Here is a 14,498-nt window from a genome sequence, read left to right as displayed (position 1 = left end):
TCGGCATTGCGGCGCCCGAACCCTTCTCTTTGACTTCACCCATGGCATTGATCGTTCATAAATACGGCGGCACGTCGATGGGCTCGACCGAGCGCATCAGGAATGTCGCCAAGCGCGTGGCCAAGTGGGCTCGCGCCGGCCATCAGATGATCGTGGTTCCGAGCGCCATGAGCGGCGAGACCAATCGCCTGCTTGGCTTGGCCAAGGAACTCGCTTCCGGCAAACCCGGCGACGACCACAACCGCGAACTCGACATGCTGGCCTCCACCGGCGAACAGGCGTCGTCCGCGCTGCTGGCCATCGCGCTGCAGACCGAGGGTCTCCCGTCCGTCAGCTACGCCGGCTGGCAAGTGCAGGTGAAGACCGACAGCGCCTTCACCAAGGCACGCATCGAGAGCATTGACGACGAGCGCGTCCGCGCCGATCTCGATGCCGGCAAGGTGGTGGTCATCACCGGCTTCCAGGGTGTGGACGAGGGTGGCAACATCACGACGCTGGGTCGTGGCGGCAGCGATACCTCCGCGGTCGCCATCGCGGCGGCGATGAAGGCTCATGAGTGCCTGATCTATACCGACGTCGATGGCGTCTACACCACCGACCCGCGCGTCGAGCCCGATGCGCGCCGCCTGACCACGGTGAGCTTCGAGGAAATGCTCGAGATGGCGAGCCTGGGCTCCAAGGTGCTGCAGATTCGCTCGGTCGAATTCGCCGGCAAGTACAAGGTGCCCCTGCGCGTGCTCTCGAGCTTCACGCCCTGGGACATCGACATCAACGAAGAAGCCAAGTCTGGCACGCTGATCACTTTCGAGGAAGACGAAAACATGGAACAAGCCGTCGTATCCGGCATTGCGTTCAATCGCGACGAAGCCAAAATTTCCGTGCTTGGCGTGCCTGACAAGCCGGGCATCGCGTATCACATCCTCGGCGCCATCGCCGACGCGAACATCGAAGTCGATGTGATCATCCAGAACCTGAGCAAGGACGGACGCACCGACTTCAGCTTCACCGTCCACCGCAACGACTACGCGAAGGCGGTCGACCTGCTCAAGGCCAAGGTGCTGCCGACGCTGGGCGAGGCCGACATCGTGGGCGACACCAAAATCTGCAAGGTCAGCATCGTCGGCATTGGCATGCGCAGCCACGTCGGCGTCGCGAGCAAGATGTTCCGCGTACTGAGCGAGGAGGGCATCAACATCCAGATGATCTCCACCAGCGAGATCAAGACATCGGTGGTGATCGACGAGAAGTACATGGAACTCGCCGTGCGCGCGCTACACAAAGCTTTCGATTTGGATCAACCAGCCGCCTGAAGGATGGCATAATCGACGGCTCAGGAACTGTGACCGAGTGGCCGAAGGTGCTCCCCTGCTAAGGGAGTATGGGGTGTAGAGCCTCATCGAGGGTTCGAATCCCTCCGGTTCCGCCAAGAATGCAGCAACCACGGGCCCTGGCGGCCCGTTTTGCTTTTCGACCCCACAAACGGGCCCACAAAAAAGTCTGAGGGGCTGCTCCACGACTTCGCCAGTGACTTCGAGCACAAATGTTCAAGACGCGGCCGGGTGGCCTGATTTCAGCGGCGACCTTGGGGATTGCAAGGGTTCGTCTGCCCTGTTTTCGTCGGCGGTTGGTCGGTCAGCAGGGACAGGGCGGTAGCGACGATGTGTGCCCTTGCGTTCGGGAGTGCGTAGGAGCGCCATGACTGACCAGGCCGCCCCGAGTTTGTGAGCGGGACAAGGGAGCGCCCCGAGGTTAAAACCTTTACGCAGGCGCATCAGACGCGCCATCCAGTTCCATGGGGGCAATTGGCGATTGGCGACACCGTGTGGATGAAATGGAGCGGCGGTCCCATCGTCGCAAGATCAGTCGTGAACGGATATCGGCAGATCGAGAACTGCACGCCGAATCACCTTCGTGCCGCAACCGAGGGCGCTCTCCTGGCTCGCAGCGCTGCCTACTTCGAGTCTTTAGCCCCACGATTTGATGCAGTCGTAATCCATCTGGAAAGCGAGCAGTGGCTGGACGAGCCCCTTGTTACGTCACCGCGCAGCCGTGGCGAAAGCTGGATCGTCCTCAAATCGGAGGAGTTGCGTCGCGCCTGGCTGACTGCAGATGAATCTTCTGTATCTTCGGGCTCATCGGCGCCGCCGCGAGCAAGCGAAGGGCGCGGCTCGCGGAGCATTCCCCACTCCATGCGTTTCCAGGTGCTGCGACGTGACGGCTTCGCCTGCCGCTATTGCGGCAGGGGTGCGCCAGACGTGAAGTTGCACGTCGATCACGTCGTGCCGTGGTCCAAAGGCGGGCGGAGCGCGGTTGAAAACCTCAGAACTGCATGTGAGGCGTGCAACCTTGGCAAGGGTGCGGGGCACGCCGATACATTGGCGTCGTCAGGCTAAGTCCGTCCTCGGCTCCTATCATCGTTCTGCGCGCTCGGCGTGACCGGGCGTTTGCACCAGCCCTCGCGGGCGTGCCAATGACCAGACGAACAGCACCGCACATGCGTTCTCATCTGCAGGCAGCAAACGGCACCTCCCGGTGCCGTTTGTCTTTGTTTGTCCTTCTTAGGCCTGGAACTTTGCTAGACGACGCCAGCGTCCTTCATGGCTGCGCGAAGTTCAGGGTGCATAACGCAGAACTCATTGCCTTTGTCCTCCCATAGGGCCCCGATCCACATCATCTTGTCCGCAGGGCCCGCCCATGCGGGCGTCCAAGGGTCATCGGGGTCAGGTCGTGGCGAAAGGAACCGTACATGACTTACAACGCCTCCTACATATCCTTTCAAGTTGCACCTGGGGTGCAGCTTTTCGAGTCGTTTAGCGGCTTCCCAGGGTGCCCGGGTCATTGTGGGATCGGCGGTGCACAAAAGGGGGTGCGGAACGGCGCTGCGACGCTCGGCACGGTCGAGCAGATCCTTCGTGCGTTGCGCTGTTTCGAACATGGTGAGATTTTGGCCGGTGCGTTGCTTAAGCCCGCCGCGGCCTGAGGGGTGTGTCATGGAGTCGTGCTATGCGCCGCTTGAAGATCGGAGGAACTTCGGGCCGCATGCCGATCCTCGAATGGCACGACGCGATCCGCCGCGAGCCATTGGCGAGCCGGCACAACCATCATTCTGATGAGGTGCGCCCCTTGTGCTCGCCGAGCACGTAGTGCAAAGTTTACGGACCCAATACGCTGGTGCTCGCCCGGCCGCAGGAGCAGATGGCGCCCACCCGGGGAAGCTGCCAGATGCAATTCGAGTACGACGTCTTCATCAGCTACGCACACATCGACAACCAACCGTTCACGCGCGAACAGGAAGGATGGGTCACCGTTTTCGACAACGTGCTGCAGATCATGCTAGATCAGCAACTGGGCAAGAAGACGAAGGTCTGGTTCGACAAAAGCCTGCAGGGCAATGACGACTATTCGGCCGAGATTGCCTGCAAGCTGCCCAACGCCGCGACCTTGGTTTCGGTGTTGACGCCGCGGTACCTGGCTTCAGGCTGGTGCACCAAGGAGATTCGGTTGTTCTGCCAGCTCGCCAAAGCCACGGGCGGCCTGTTCGTGAAGAACAAGGGCCGAGTCTTCAAAGTTATGAAGTCACCGATCGCCAGGGTCGAAAGCGACCGGGTGCTCCCACCCGAGGTCGGCTGCGCCACCGGCTACGAATTCTTTCTTCGGTCTGACGGCGAGGCCGCCATCGAACTCGACCTGGCCTATGGCAAGACGTACGAGCAGGTCTTCCTGCTGCGGGTCCGTCGGCTGGCCGGCGACATCGCCGACCTGCTGCGGCAGTTCGGCGATGTCGTGGCGCTTTGCAATGCGCCGGTGGCGGCGATCGGTCGGCCCATCTACTTGGCCCAGTGCTGCGCCAGCCGCAAGGCCGATCGTGAAAGTGTGCTGTCCGACCTCCGTAGCCACGGCCTGACGGTGCTGCCCGATGACGACATGCCGGACGATGAAACGGGCTTCATAGCCGAGGCGGATTGCTTGCTCGCCGAGTGCCGGCTGTCGATCCATCTCATCGGCAGCAGTTACGGCCCGGTGCCCGACGGCGATGGCCAAAAATCTACCATCGTGCTGCAAAACGAGATTGCTTCAAGGCACAGTCGGTCGCGGGGCTTGCCGCGGATTATCTCGCTGCCGGAGAACACCGCGTCGTCGAACGCGGCACAACAGGCCTTCATCGAATCTCTGTTGACCCAATCGGATATGCAATTCGGCGCCGATCTGTTGACGGGCGACGTTCAATCACTGATTGAGGCCATTCACGCTCGCTTGTCCGCGCTACCTACGCCCACCCCCAATCCGCCGGCACAGACCGCAGGCTTGCCCAAACCCGAGCGCCGGCGCGTGCACATCTTGCACGATCAAAAGGACACCCAAGATGTGCTGCCGTTGATGAAATTCATCAAATCGAACGGGATGGACGTCACCTGGCCGATCTTCGAAGGACAGGACTCGGGCCGGTTGCGCGAACTCAATGAGTCGTTGTGCCTGCGCGCCGATGCCGTGATTCTCTTCTACGGCGCCGGTGATCCGACCTGGATGTACTACAGGCGGACCGAATTGATGAAACTGCGCGGCCTGGGCGATCAACAGGCCGGGCGGCCGTCAATCGCCGAAGTGACTTTGGTCTCCGGCCCAAACAGTACCGACAAGGATATGGTCGTCGAGATGGCCGGCAGCGATGTGGTCGATGTCCGCAGCGGGCTTTCCGATGTGGCCTTTGCCCAGCTTCTGCCCCTTATTCAATATGGTGGGGAGCCGCGTTGAACGCCGACGATATCAGCCACGGCCGGAATCCGTTCCCGGGGCTACGGCCTTTTCGGGAAGACGAAGAGCATCTATTTTTCGGCCGCGAGACTCAAGTTGACGCGATGGTTAACAAGTTGGCGGCGACGCATTTTCTGGTGGTGGTCGGCACGTCCGGATCGGGCAAGTCCTCTCTCGTCAATTGCGGTCTGCGGCCGGCATTACACCGCGGCTGGATGTCAAAGGCCGGTACTGCCTGGCGGGTGGCGCAATTCCGGCCTGGTGCGCAGCCCATCCGCGCCCTGGCCGAAGCGCTAGCGAGCGAGGGTGTTCTATACAGCAACTTCAAGACGCAATCGTTTGGCCTAGCCTCAATCATCGAAAGTGAATTGCGTACCAGCAAGTTGGGCTTGGTGAAGAGTTTCGAGCAGGCACGGATGGGGCCGGACGTGAATCTTCTGGTGGTGGTCGACCAGTTCGAGGAATTGATCCGATACCACGCCTCCGACCCCGCGGCCCGCGGGCTCGGACCCGAGATCAACGAAGAGGCCAAGGCCTTTGTCAACCTGCTGCTTGAGGTGCGTGATCATCCCAGCCTCCCGATCTGCGTGGTGCTGACCATCCGGTCCGATTTTTTGGGCGACTGCGCGCAATGGATGGGCCTGCCCGAGGCAATCAACGAAAGCCAGTACCTAGTGCCCAGGATGAGCCGCGACGAGCGCCGCATGGCGATCGTCGGACCGGCCGCAGTCGGCGGTGCGTCCATCGACGCGGCTCTGGTAACCCGACTCGTCAACGACGTGGGCGAGAACCCAGATCAGCTTTCGATCCTGCAGCACGCACTCAACCGGACGTGGGCGTTCTGGAAGCGGGAGGGCTCGCCTGGCCAGCCGTTGGCGCTGAAGCACTACCGGTTGGCCGGCACTATGGACTGCGCCCTAGATCTGCACGCCGAGCGGGCCTACGCCGAACTCGGCGCCGGGCCGCCGCAGCAGATCTGCGCGCTGATCATGAAGGCCCTGACCGATTGGGGAACGGATGCGCGCGGCACGCGTCGGCCGATGACGCTGGGCGCCTTGTGTGAAGTGAGCGGAGCATCGGAGAGCGAAATTGCCGCGGTCATCAACGTGTTTCGCAAACCCAGCCGTTCGTTCCTTATGCCACCGGGCGAGGAAGCGCTCAAGCCTCAGACCCCCATCGACATCTCGCACGAAAGCCTGATGCGGGTTTGGAAACGGCTAAAGAAATGGGGCGAGGAAGAAGCCCGGTCAGGCCAGACCTACCGCCGCCTTCTCGACTGGGCGGGCCGTTGGGACAAAGGTGAAGCGGAACTTTGGCGCGGGCCCGATCTGAGCAGCGCCAGCGCCTGGCGCCGCAGTGTAGCCCCGACCGCGGCCTGGGCCGAGCGCTACGGCAGCCGCGAGGATTTCCTGCGCGCGACGAAATTCCTCGATGCCAGCGAAAAGGCGCAACGGGACTGGGCTGCGGCCGAGGAAGCTGCGCGCCTCGCGCAATTGCTGCGGATCCGGCGCTGGGCTTGGGGCTTCGGTCTGTCGACCTTCGCGCTGCTGCTGGGTCTGGGCGGTTACCTATATGCCTACCAATGGGAGAATCACAGGTATTTCGACAGTATTGGGACCATTTGGGGCGTGCCGGACGGCATTGACGTGCTCAGTGCAAACCAGGTCAGTCGCCGCTTCGAGAGCTATAGGATCACGCGCAAGGGACGCTTCGGCCCAGTGGTGCACATGGAGATCGTCGACGGCGCAGGCCGACTGAAAGCCGGCGGTGCGCTCACGGGCTTCGAAGCCAAAACGGGCGAATCCTTCAAGCGTGAAGCGCGCTGGGAGTATGTCTACGGCGCCGATGGTCGCGTCGCCTACGAAGTGGCGCTCGACCGGCACGGGCAACGCGTCAGAAGCATCGTCTATTCTCCGGTCGACGATAAGTCGCCCAATAGCCGCAATGTCTACATGATCGGGAGCCTGGGGTCGCCGATAACGCTGGCGGAGTCCTGCGCGGCCTTTCTACGAAACGAATACACGGAAGCCGGCCACGTGGCGAAGATCCACTATCTAGACCAGATCGGCAACCCGACCGCGGGGCGGGATGGCGCATCCATTCTGCAACGAAGCTTCGACGCGAAGGGCCGCCAGACGAGCATGCTGTCTCTGTGGAAAGATCGCCGCCCGATGAACGACATGTACGGCAATGCCGAACTGCGCATTTCCTACAAGAATGACGGCTCCAAGGTCAGTGAAACGTTCGATGCGGCAGGGGACCCCATAGACGTGGGAAAGAACGAAGCAGCGAATTGGCACCGTCGGGTCGCGAGCTTCGACAGCAATCGCAATACCGTGGATGTCGCCTATTGGACCGCCAAGGGAAAGCCGGGCCGTAGTCCATTCACAGGGTGTCACCGCCTCCACTTCGACTACGGTGAAAACGGGTCGCTGATCCGGACAACTTGCTTGGACTCGCAAGGCGAACCGATGCGGGTCGCTGACGCGGCCTTTGTCCGCTGGGAGGCCAGCTACGACGATTTGGGCCGGGAAACTTCGTGGCGGTATTTCGATGAATCTGGCAAGCCTGCCAAGGGCTGGGGCGGCCGCTTCATCGAAAGGGTCGCCTACGACAGCGAAGACAACGTTGTCGGGATTTCCGAACACGACGAGGACGGAAAACCCGCGCTTGGCAACGCCGGATATCACAAACGGCTCAGCACATTCAAAGGCGGCCGAGAAGTGCGCACCGAGTACTTGGGCATCGAAAACGAGCCGGTGGCAATCGGAGAGGGCCATGCCACCATCGAGCGTCAGTACGACACTCGCGGCAATGTCGAATGGCTGAACTACTTGGGCGTCGATGGCCTGCCGACACCAGGGAAGGATGGCGTCGCGTCATCGCAGTCGAGATACGACGCCTGCGGCCGGCAGATCGAGGTTCGCTATCTGGACGAGAGGAAGAAATTCGCGAAGGGGGTGCGCAAGGCCTACGACGAAGACAACAACGTGATCGAAGAGACTCACCTGAGCGAGGCGGGCTTGCCCTTGTCGACAAAGGACATGTACGCACGGGTAGTGCGCGAATTCGATCGCCATCGCAATGTCGTGCGCGAACGCTATTTCGACGCCCAAGGCCTGCCGTGGCTGGAGAAAGGCATTTATGCCGAGGTAAGGCGGCGCTATGACGATCACAATGAGCGGGTCGATCTCGCCTACTTCGACGCGGCCGGCAAACCGGCTTTAGGAGCTTTGAACGAAAACGCTGCTCGGGTCACGCATAGCGTAAGCCCGCAGGGGCAAAAGGTGTCGAACTATTTCGACGCCAACAACTCAATGATCAAGTCGATTTACCTGAATGCCGAACGACTGGATACCCGCACATCTGCCTTTTCCGAATCGCGTTATGTCGGCATCGACGGGCAGACCGTCCCGAAAAGCGAGACTATCTATTACGGGCCGACCGGCAAGCGCGCGCGAGTGGAGCGCGAATCCGCGCGCTTGATAAAAAAGTACGACGAGCAGGGCAACCTGACCGAAGAAGCCCATTTCGGCGGCGACGGCAAGCCCGCTCCGCTGTCCGAGCAGATCTACTTCGACGCGGACGAGAGGGTCGTCCGATCAATTCGGAAACCTTCGAAACGCACGAGAAAATACGACGAGCATAAGGGTGTGGTCGAGGAAGCCTTTTTCGGGGCCGACGGCGAACCCACTCTCGACGAGGAAGGCTGGGCGCGTCGTGTAACCGTCAACGACGCAAACGGCCAGGCAATCGAGCGTGCGTATTTCGGAATCCACGGAGAGCCTGTCGTCAGTTCAAGCACCCATTTCCACCATGCTACAAGGGTTCTTGATGCGCACGGGAACATCCTCGAGCTATCGACATTCGATGTCGACGGCAAACCGCTTGCGATCCCCTTCAAGTCGGACGGTCGCACACGTCTTTGCGCAAGATATACGGGGCGCTACGACGACAACAACAAGTTTGTCGATTTGACTTGTTTCGACTCGGCTGGCCGCATCGTCCGCTGACGGCGGTGTCGGCTCTACTCCATCCGTATGGCTCGCAGGCTTTGCGGGACCTTTCGCCGCGCAATTAGCTGTCGACGTCGCCCGCCTCGCGCATTCGGCAAAGGCACGCCAGCAACTGCGCCAGGACGCCGCTACTTCGGTGGCTGTTCAAAATCGACTGTTTTGGGACATGGCTCGCAGACATGTCCAAAACGTAGCTTGACGAGATTTCGTACGCAGACCATGATCCGGACGACCTTTCCGTACAGGAGCTTCACTTGTCCCGATTGTTCGCTTACTGCCGCGTCTCGACGGCTGAACAGACCACCGACAACCAGGTGGCCGAGATCGCAGCAGCCGGCTTTTCGGTCACCGGGTCTCGGGTGATTGGTGAGACCGTGTCGGGGTCCATGCCTGCCTCTGAGCGGCGGGGGTTCGGCAAGTTGCTCGACAAGCTCGAGGCTGGAGACGTGCTCGTGGTCACGAAGTTGGACCGCTTGGGCCGGAACGCCATGGACGTCCGGGCAACCGTCGAGGCTTTGACAGGTCTCGGCGTCAGGGTCCACTGCCTCGCCTTGGGCGGCGTCGATCTGACGAGCCCGGCAGGCAAGATGACGATGGGGGTCATCGCTGCGGTCGCGGAATTCGAGCGAGATCTGTTGATTGAACGGACTCAATCGGGGCTGGCGCGTGCGAAGGCCGAAGGCAAAGTCTTGGGTCGTCCATCGGCGCTGTCGGCGGCGCAGTTGGCTGAGGTCCGCCAGCGACTCTCCGCGGGCGAGGCGGTCGCGGCAATTGCGCGAGCACTGAAGACGAGCCGGCAAACCATCATGCGAGCTCGTGCTTCCTCCGAAAGCAGTGATTGAACAACCGCGACACATTCACAGCAAGAGGCGACCACCGGGGCCACTGCGCAGGCCTCGGCAGCGCCCTGTTCCCAATCGTCGATTTTGGATCGTTGCGATTGATCATTCATGCGGGTTGCAGGCGTGTCGTGTCCAGCGCATGTGAACTTGCATTGCCGTTGGTCGGGCTGCTGCCCTAAAGCGCGAAGGATAGTCCTGCATGGTGCAACCCTTGGCCACACCAGAAGAATACAAAGCACGGAGGGGTGTATTCGTGTCCTATGCGCGAAAGGACGGCGAGGCCTTCGCCATCGACCTGCGCGACCGGTTGCTAGCCCGAAACATTTCCGTGTGGCAGGACCGTGCTGGGCTCGAGGGCGGACGGGACTGGTGGGAGCAAATTAAGGATGCGCTCGGTCACGTGGAGTACATCGTGCTGGTGATGACCCCGGCGGCGATGCGGTCCGAGGTGGTGCGCAAGGAATGGCGCTATGCACGTCAGCAAGGGGTGTGCGTCTACCCGGTGATCGCGGATGCTAGCATCGACATTGCTTCATTGCCGCGGTGGATGAGCAGCATCCATTGGTACGACCTAGCCCACCAGGAAGAGAAGTTCTTCAACGACCTCAACACCCGATGCCAGATGCAGCGGGTGCCATTCATGGCCGAACCCCTGCCCGAGGACTTCGTGCCCCGCAGGTTGGAGTTCGAGCAGTTGAAGAAACTGCTCCTGTCGCCTGACAAGGAGGCACCGGTCGCGATCACAGCCGCTTTTCGGGGGGCGGGGGGCTTTGGCAAGACCACGCTCGCGCGAGCTATCTGCAGTGACGACGACATCCAGAACGCCTTCGACGACGGGATTCTGTGGGTGACCTTGGGGGAAGCTCCCTCCGCTGCCGCCCTGCTGGGCAAACTCAACGACCTGATCGAGACGTTGAGCGGCGAACGTCCGAGCTTTGAGGGGGTGGAAGCTGCGGCGACCCGGTTTCGCGAACTCCTTGCTGATCGTGACATCTTGTTGGTGGTCGACGACGTATGGCGGGCACCTGATGTGAGGCCTTTCCTCACGGGGGGGGCGCGCTGCGCGCGCCTGATCACCACGCGCCGAGGCGACGTCGTGCCATCTAGCGCCGCCAAGGTGTCGGTTGACCAGATGAGTGCGACGGAGGCCGTCGAACTGCTCTCCAAGGACCTGCCGGCAGGACATGAGACTGCATTTCGAGCGCTGGCTGCACGGTTGGGCGAGTGGCCCCTGCTCCTGAAACTCGCCAATTCCTGGCTGCACAAGCGCATTCGCGAGAGCCGCCAGCCGGTCGACCGCGCGCTCGGTGCGTTCGATGTCGCATTGACTAAACGCGGTGTCACGGCCTTCGATCCACAGAATTCCGTAGAGCGTAACGACGCCGTCTCCAAGACTCTGGAATTGAGTCTGTTCGGGCTTGCCGAGGCCGACCAGCGCCGGCTGCTGGAACTCGCCGTGTTCGAAGAGGACTTGCATATTCCCCTTTCAGTGCTGGCGCGGTTCTGGGCTCATACCGGAGGCCTTGATGAACTGGAGGTCGAGGAAACGTGCCAGCGCCTTTTCGGCGAGTCGTTCTTGGTGGACTTCAGCCTGGAGGAGCGCTTCGTGCGCCTGCACGATTCCATTCGGGCGTGGCTGATCGGCCGATTGGACGCCGCCTCGCTGCCTGAACGACATGGACAACTGCTTGCCTCTTACGAACGCGTCGGGCAGCCTTGGCACGAGGTGCCGGACGACGGGTATGTCCGAGTGCATCTGGCTCGTCACTTGGTCTCGGCAGACCGCCAAGCTGACCTTCAGCGGTTGCTGTTGGATGTGGACTGGATAGAAGCCCGACTACTCGCGAGTCGTGGCCCTGCCGGTTCGCCAGCACCTCCGGACGTCTTTGGTCTGTTGAGCGACTATGACACGCCCGCGCCCACGCCCGACTTGACACTTGTCAGATGCGCCTTGCAGGCGTCGACGCATATCATTGCCGCACATCCGGATCAGGTCGGTTTGCAATTGTATGGCCGCCTGGGAACAAGCGACTTGCCAGCTGTGCGCGAACTCTGCCAAATCGCCATCGCCCGAGAACAATCCGCGCCATTGCTACCCCTGCTTCCAGCGTTGAACCCTCCTGGACCGCTGGTCCTGACATTCGCCGGCCATGAAATTGGGGCCAGCGGCGCCATGCTGCTGGCCGAGGGCCGGAAGGCGCTGTCGTGGTCGAGCGACCGCACCCTCAAACTGTGGGACCTGGAGCGCGGCGAGTTGCTGCACGCCCTCGCCGACCATGGGCGTTGGGTCTACGGCGCCACGCTGCTGGCCGAGGGCCGGCAGGCGCTATCGTGGGCGCAGGACGGCACCCTCAAGCTGTGGGACCTGGAGCGTGGCGAGTTGCTGCACACCTACGCCGGCCATGAGGACGAGGTCAACGGCGCCGCGCTGCTGGCCGAGGGCCGGCAAGCGCTGTCGTGGTCGGGGGACGGCACCCTCAAGCTATGGGACCTGGAGCGGGGCGAGTTGCTGCACACCTACGCCGGCCACGAGGACGAAGTCAGCGGCGCCACGTTGCTGGCGGAGAGCCGGCAGGCGCTGTCGTGGTCAGGGGACGGCACCCTCAAGCTGTGGGACCTGGAGCGCGGCGAGTTGCTGCAGACCTACGCCGGCCACGAGGATGAGGTGAACGGCGCCGCGCTGCTGGCCGAGGGCCGGCAGGCGCTGTCGTGGTCGGGGGACGGCACCCTCAAGCTGTGGGACCTGAAGCGCGGGGAGTTGCTGCAAACCCTCGGCGGCCATGAGGATGGCATCACCAACGTCACGCTGCTGGCCGAGGGCCGGAAGGCGCTGTCGTGGTCGGTGGACAACGGCACCCTCAGACTGTGGGACCTGGAGCGCGGTGAACTGCTGCACGTCCTCGCGGGCCATGAGCGTGGGGTCTACGGCGCCGAGCTGCTGGCCGAGGGCCGGAAAGCGCTGTCGTGGTCGGTGGACGACCGCGCCCTCAAACTGTGGGACCTGGAGCGCGGCGAGTTGCTGCACGCCCTCGCCGGCCATGAGCGAGGGGTCTGCGGCGCCACGCTGCTGGCCGAGGGCCGGAAGGCGCTGTCGTGGTCGAGCGACGGCACCCTCAAACTGTGGGACCTGGAGCGCGGCGAACTGCTGCACACCTACGCCGGCCACGAGGACATGGTCTACGGCGTTGCCCTGCTGGCCGAGGGCCGGCAGGCGCTGTCTTGGTCGGGCGACCGCACCTTCAAACTGTGGGACCTGGAGCGTGGTGAACTGCTGCAGGCCCTTGCCGGCCACGAGCGTGGGGTCAGCGGCGCCACGCTGCTGGCCGAAGGCCGGCAGGCGCTGTCTTGGTCGGGGGACGGCACCCTCAAGCTGTGGGACCTGGAGTGCGGCGAACTGCTGCACGTCCTCGCCGGCCATGAGCGTGGGGTCTACGGCGCCACGCTGCAGGCCGAGGGCCGGAAGGCGCTGTCGTGGTCGGTGCACGACGGCATCGTCAAGCTGTGGGACCTGGAGCGCGGTGAGCTGCTGCACACCCTAACCGGCCATCAGAGCGTGGTCACCGGCGCCGCGCTGCTGGCCGAGGGTCGGCAGGCGCTGTTGTGGTCGTTTGACAGCACCCTCAAGTTGTGGGACCTGGAGCGCGGCGAGCTGCTGCACACCTTCGCCGGTCATGAGAGTGAAGTCAGCGGCGCTACGCTGCTGGCCAAGGGCTGGCAGGCGCTGTCGTGGTCGAGCGACCGCACCCTCAAGCTGTGGGATCTGGAGCGCGGCGAGCTGCTGCACACACTCGCCGGCCATGAGGATCTGATCATCGACGTCACGCTGCTGGCCGAGGGCCGGCAGGCGCTGTCTTGGTCGTGCGACGGCACCGTCCGGCTGTGGGACCTGGAGCGCGGCGAACTGCTGCACACCCTGGCCGGCCATGAGCGTGGGGTCACCGGCGCCACGCTGTTGGCCGAGGGCCGGCAGGCCCTGTCGTGGTCGTTTGACGGCACCCTGAAGCTGTGGGACCTGGAGCGCGGCGAGTTGCTGCAGACCTACGCCGGCCAAGAGGGCGAGGTCACCGGCGCCACGCTGCTGGTCGAGGGCCGGCAAGCGCTGTCATGGTCGGTGGACGGCACCCTCAAGCTGTGGGACCTGGAGCGCGGCGAGTTGCTGTACACCCTCGCAGGCCATGAGGATGGGATCACCGACGTCACGGTGCTGGCCGAGGGTCGGCAGGCGCTGTCGTGTTCGAAAGACCGCAGCGTTCGACTATGGGACCTTGGTGAAGGGCGCTGTATCGGCTTCTACGTCACGGATTTCGCGCCGTCTAAAGTTGTTGTCGGGCTCGGCGGGCGCCGAGTGTTCATCGGCGATAACGGTGGTCGCATGCATTTGCTGTGCATCGTGGGCGCAACAAGCTTCTGATTTTCTCGTCGGGTCAAAAGTCCGAAGCGGCCTCGTTTTCGTGTCTAGCATGGGTGTACTCCAGATGGACGCTTGATGCGGGGGGAGACTTATCCAAGCCCAACGATGTGGAGAAGGGGGGTTTGCCTTCTCCACAGCTTGGTCGAGAGTCCGTCAGAAAGCCCTGCGACGATGTTTCAGAACGGCCTTGGTGCTCCACACCATGACAAGACCTACGGGTGTGACGACGCGCCCTGGGCCCTAGGAAGTTCGCGCCTTGGCGGGACGGATCCCGATATAGGATCGGTGTGCGCGTCTGGCATGACAAGGCGTTTGCTAATACCTGCGGGTAAGCCAACGATCAGGAAAACAGCATCGCGGCATGCGTTTGACTGTAGGCAGCAGGCGGCGCCTTCGAGTGCCGTTTGTCTTTGTGAAGCTATCGATGCAAGAGGTGGAAGTAGGCAGGCCATGCCGTGCGCAGGTCGGCCCAGCTCA

Annotated in this window: 7 protein-coding genes and 1 tRNA gene; all 8 read left to right on the top strand. The window is 62.5% G+C overall.

The window, feature by feature from the left end:
- The first annotated feature begins 41 nt into the window (after positions 1-41).
- The 8 genes from QTI04_RS06355 to QTI04_RS06325 all read left to right on the top strand — a co-directional run bounded on the left by QTI04_RS06355 (position 42) and on the right by QTI04_RS06325 (position 14,021).
- Entirely contained in the window at positions 42-1,310 is a 1,269-nt protein-coding gene (locus QTI04_RS06355; RefSeq protein WP_286603343.1) for an aspartate kinase, read from the top strand.
- 23 nt (positions 1,311-1,333) lie between these two features.
- Positions 1,334-1,426: transfer RNA gene (locus tag QTI04_RS06350), tRNA-Ser, on the top strand.
- 400 nt (positions 1,427-1,826) lie between these two features.
- Complete coding sequence (locus QTI04_RS34270) at positions 1,827-2,393, top strand: HNH endonuclease (protein WP_369292794.1); 567 nt, start codon at positions 1,827-1,829, stop codon at positions 2,391-2,393.
- A 353-nt stretch (positions 2,394-2,746) separates the two neighbouring features.
- Positions 2,747-2,980, top strand: a complete 234-nt coding sequence (locus QTI04_RS06345) for a hypothetical protein (RefSeq protein ID WP_286614562.1) — start codon at positions 2,747-2,749, stop codon at positions 2,978-2,980.
- 242 nt (positions 2,981-3,222) lie between these two features.
- Positions 3,223-4,752 carry a toll/interleukin-1 receptor domain-containing protein gene (locus QTI04_RS06340; RefSeq protein ID WP_286614561.1) on the top strand — a complete coding sequence of 510 codons (1,530 nt, stop codon included), beginning with the start codon at positions 3,223-3,225 and terminating at the stop codon, positions 4,750-4,752.
- Positions 4,749-8,765 carry an ATP-binding protein gene (locus QTI04_RS06335; RefSeq protein WP_286614560.1) on the top strand — a complete coding sequence of 1,339 codons (4,017 nt, stop codon included), beginning with the start codon at positions 4,749-4,751 and terminating at the stop codon, positions 8,763-8,765. The genes QTI04_RS06340 and QTI04_RS06335 overlap by 4 nt, the downstream gene beginning before the upstream one ends.
- Positions 8,766-9,022: 257 nt before the next feature.
- Positions 9,023-9,610, top strand: coding sequence for a recombinase family protein (locus tag QTI04_RS06330; RefSeq protein ID WP_286614559.1), 588 nt, complete (start codon positions 9,023-9,025; stop codon positions 9,608-9,610).
- Positions 9,611-9,809: 199 nt separating this feature from the next.
- Entirely contained in the window at positions 9,810-14,021 is a 4,212-nt protein-coding gene (locus tag QTI04_RS06325) for a TIR domain-containing protein (protein WP_286614558.1), read from the top strand.
- Positions 14,022-14,498: the final 477 nt, after the last annotated feature.

Origin of the sequence: Variovorax sp. J22R115 (genome assembly GCF_030317005.1) — a bacterium.
In the GTDB taxonomy this organism is placed as follows: Bacteria; Pseudomonadota; Gammaproteobacteria; order Burkholderiales; family Burkholderiaceae_C; genus Variovorax.
This window is presented reverse-complemented; position numbering and strand designations above follow the sequence as displayed.

What these genes read in the sequence shown, in the direction of transcription:
- QTI04_RS06325 (WP_286614558.1), top strand. Translation starts at nt 9,810, where the DNA reads ATGGTGCAACCCTTGGCCACACCAGAAGAATACAAAGCACGGAGGGGT.
- QTI04_RS06340 (WP_286614561.1), top strand. Translation starts at nt 3,223, where the DNA reads ATGCAATTCGAGTACGACGTCTTCATCAGCTACGCACACATCGACAAC.
- QTI04_RS34270 (WP_369292794.1), top strand. Translation starts at nt 1,827, where the DNA reads ATGAAATGGAGCGGCGGTCCCATCGTCGCAAGATCAGTCGTGAACGGA.
- QTI04_RS06345 (WP_286614562.1), top strand. Translation starts at nt 2,747, where the DNA reads ATGACTTACAACGCCTCCTACATATCCTTTCAAGTTGCACCTGGGGTG.
- QTI04_RS06355 (WP_286603343.1), top strand. Translation starts at nt 42, where the DNA reads ATGGCATTGATCGTTCATAAATACGGCGGCACGTCGATGGGCTCGACC.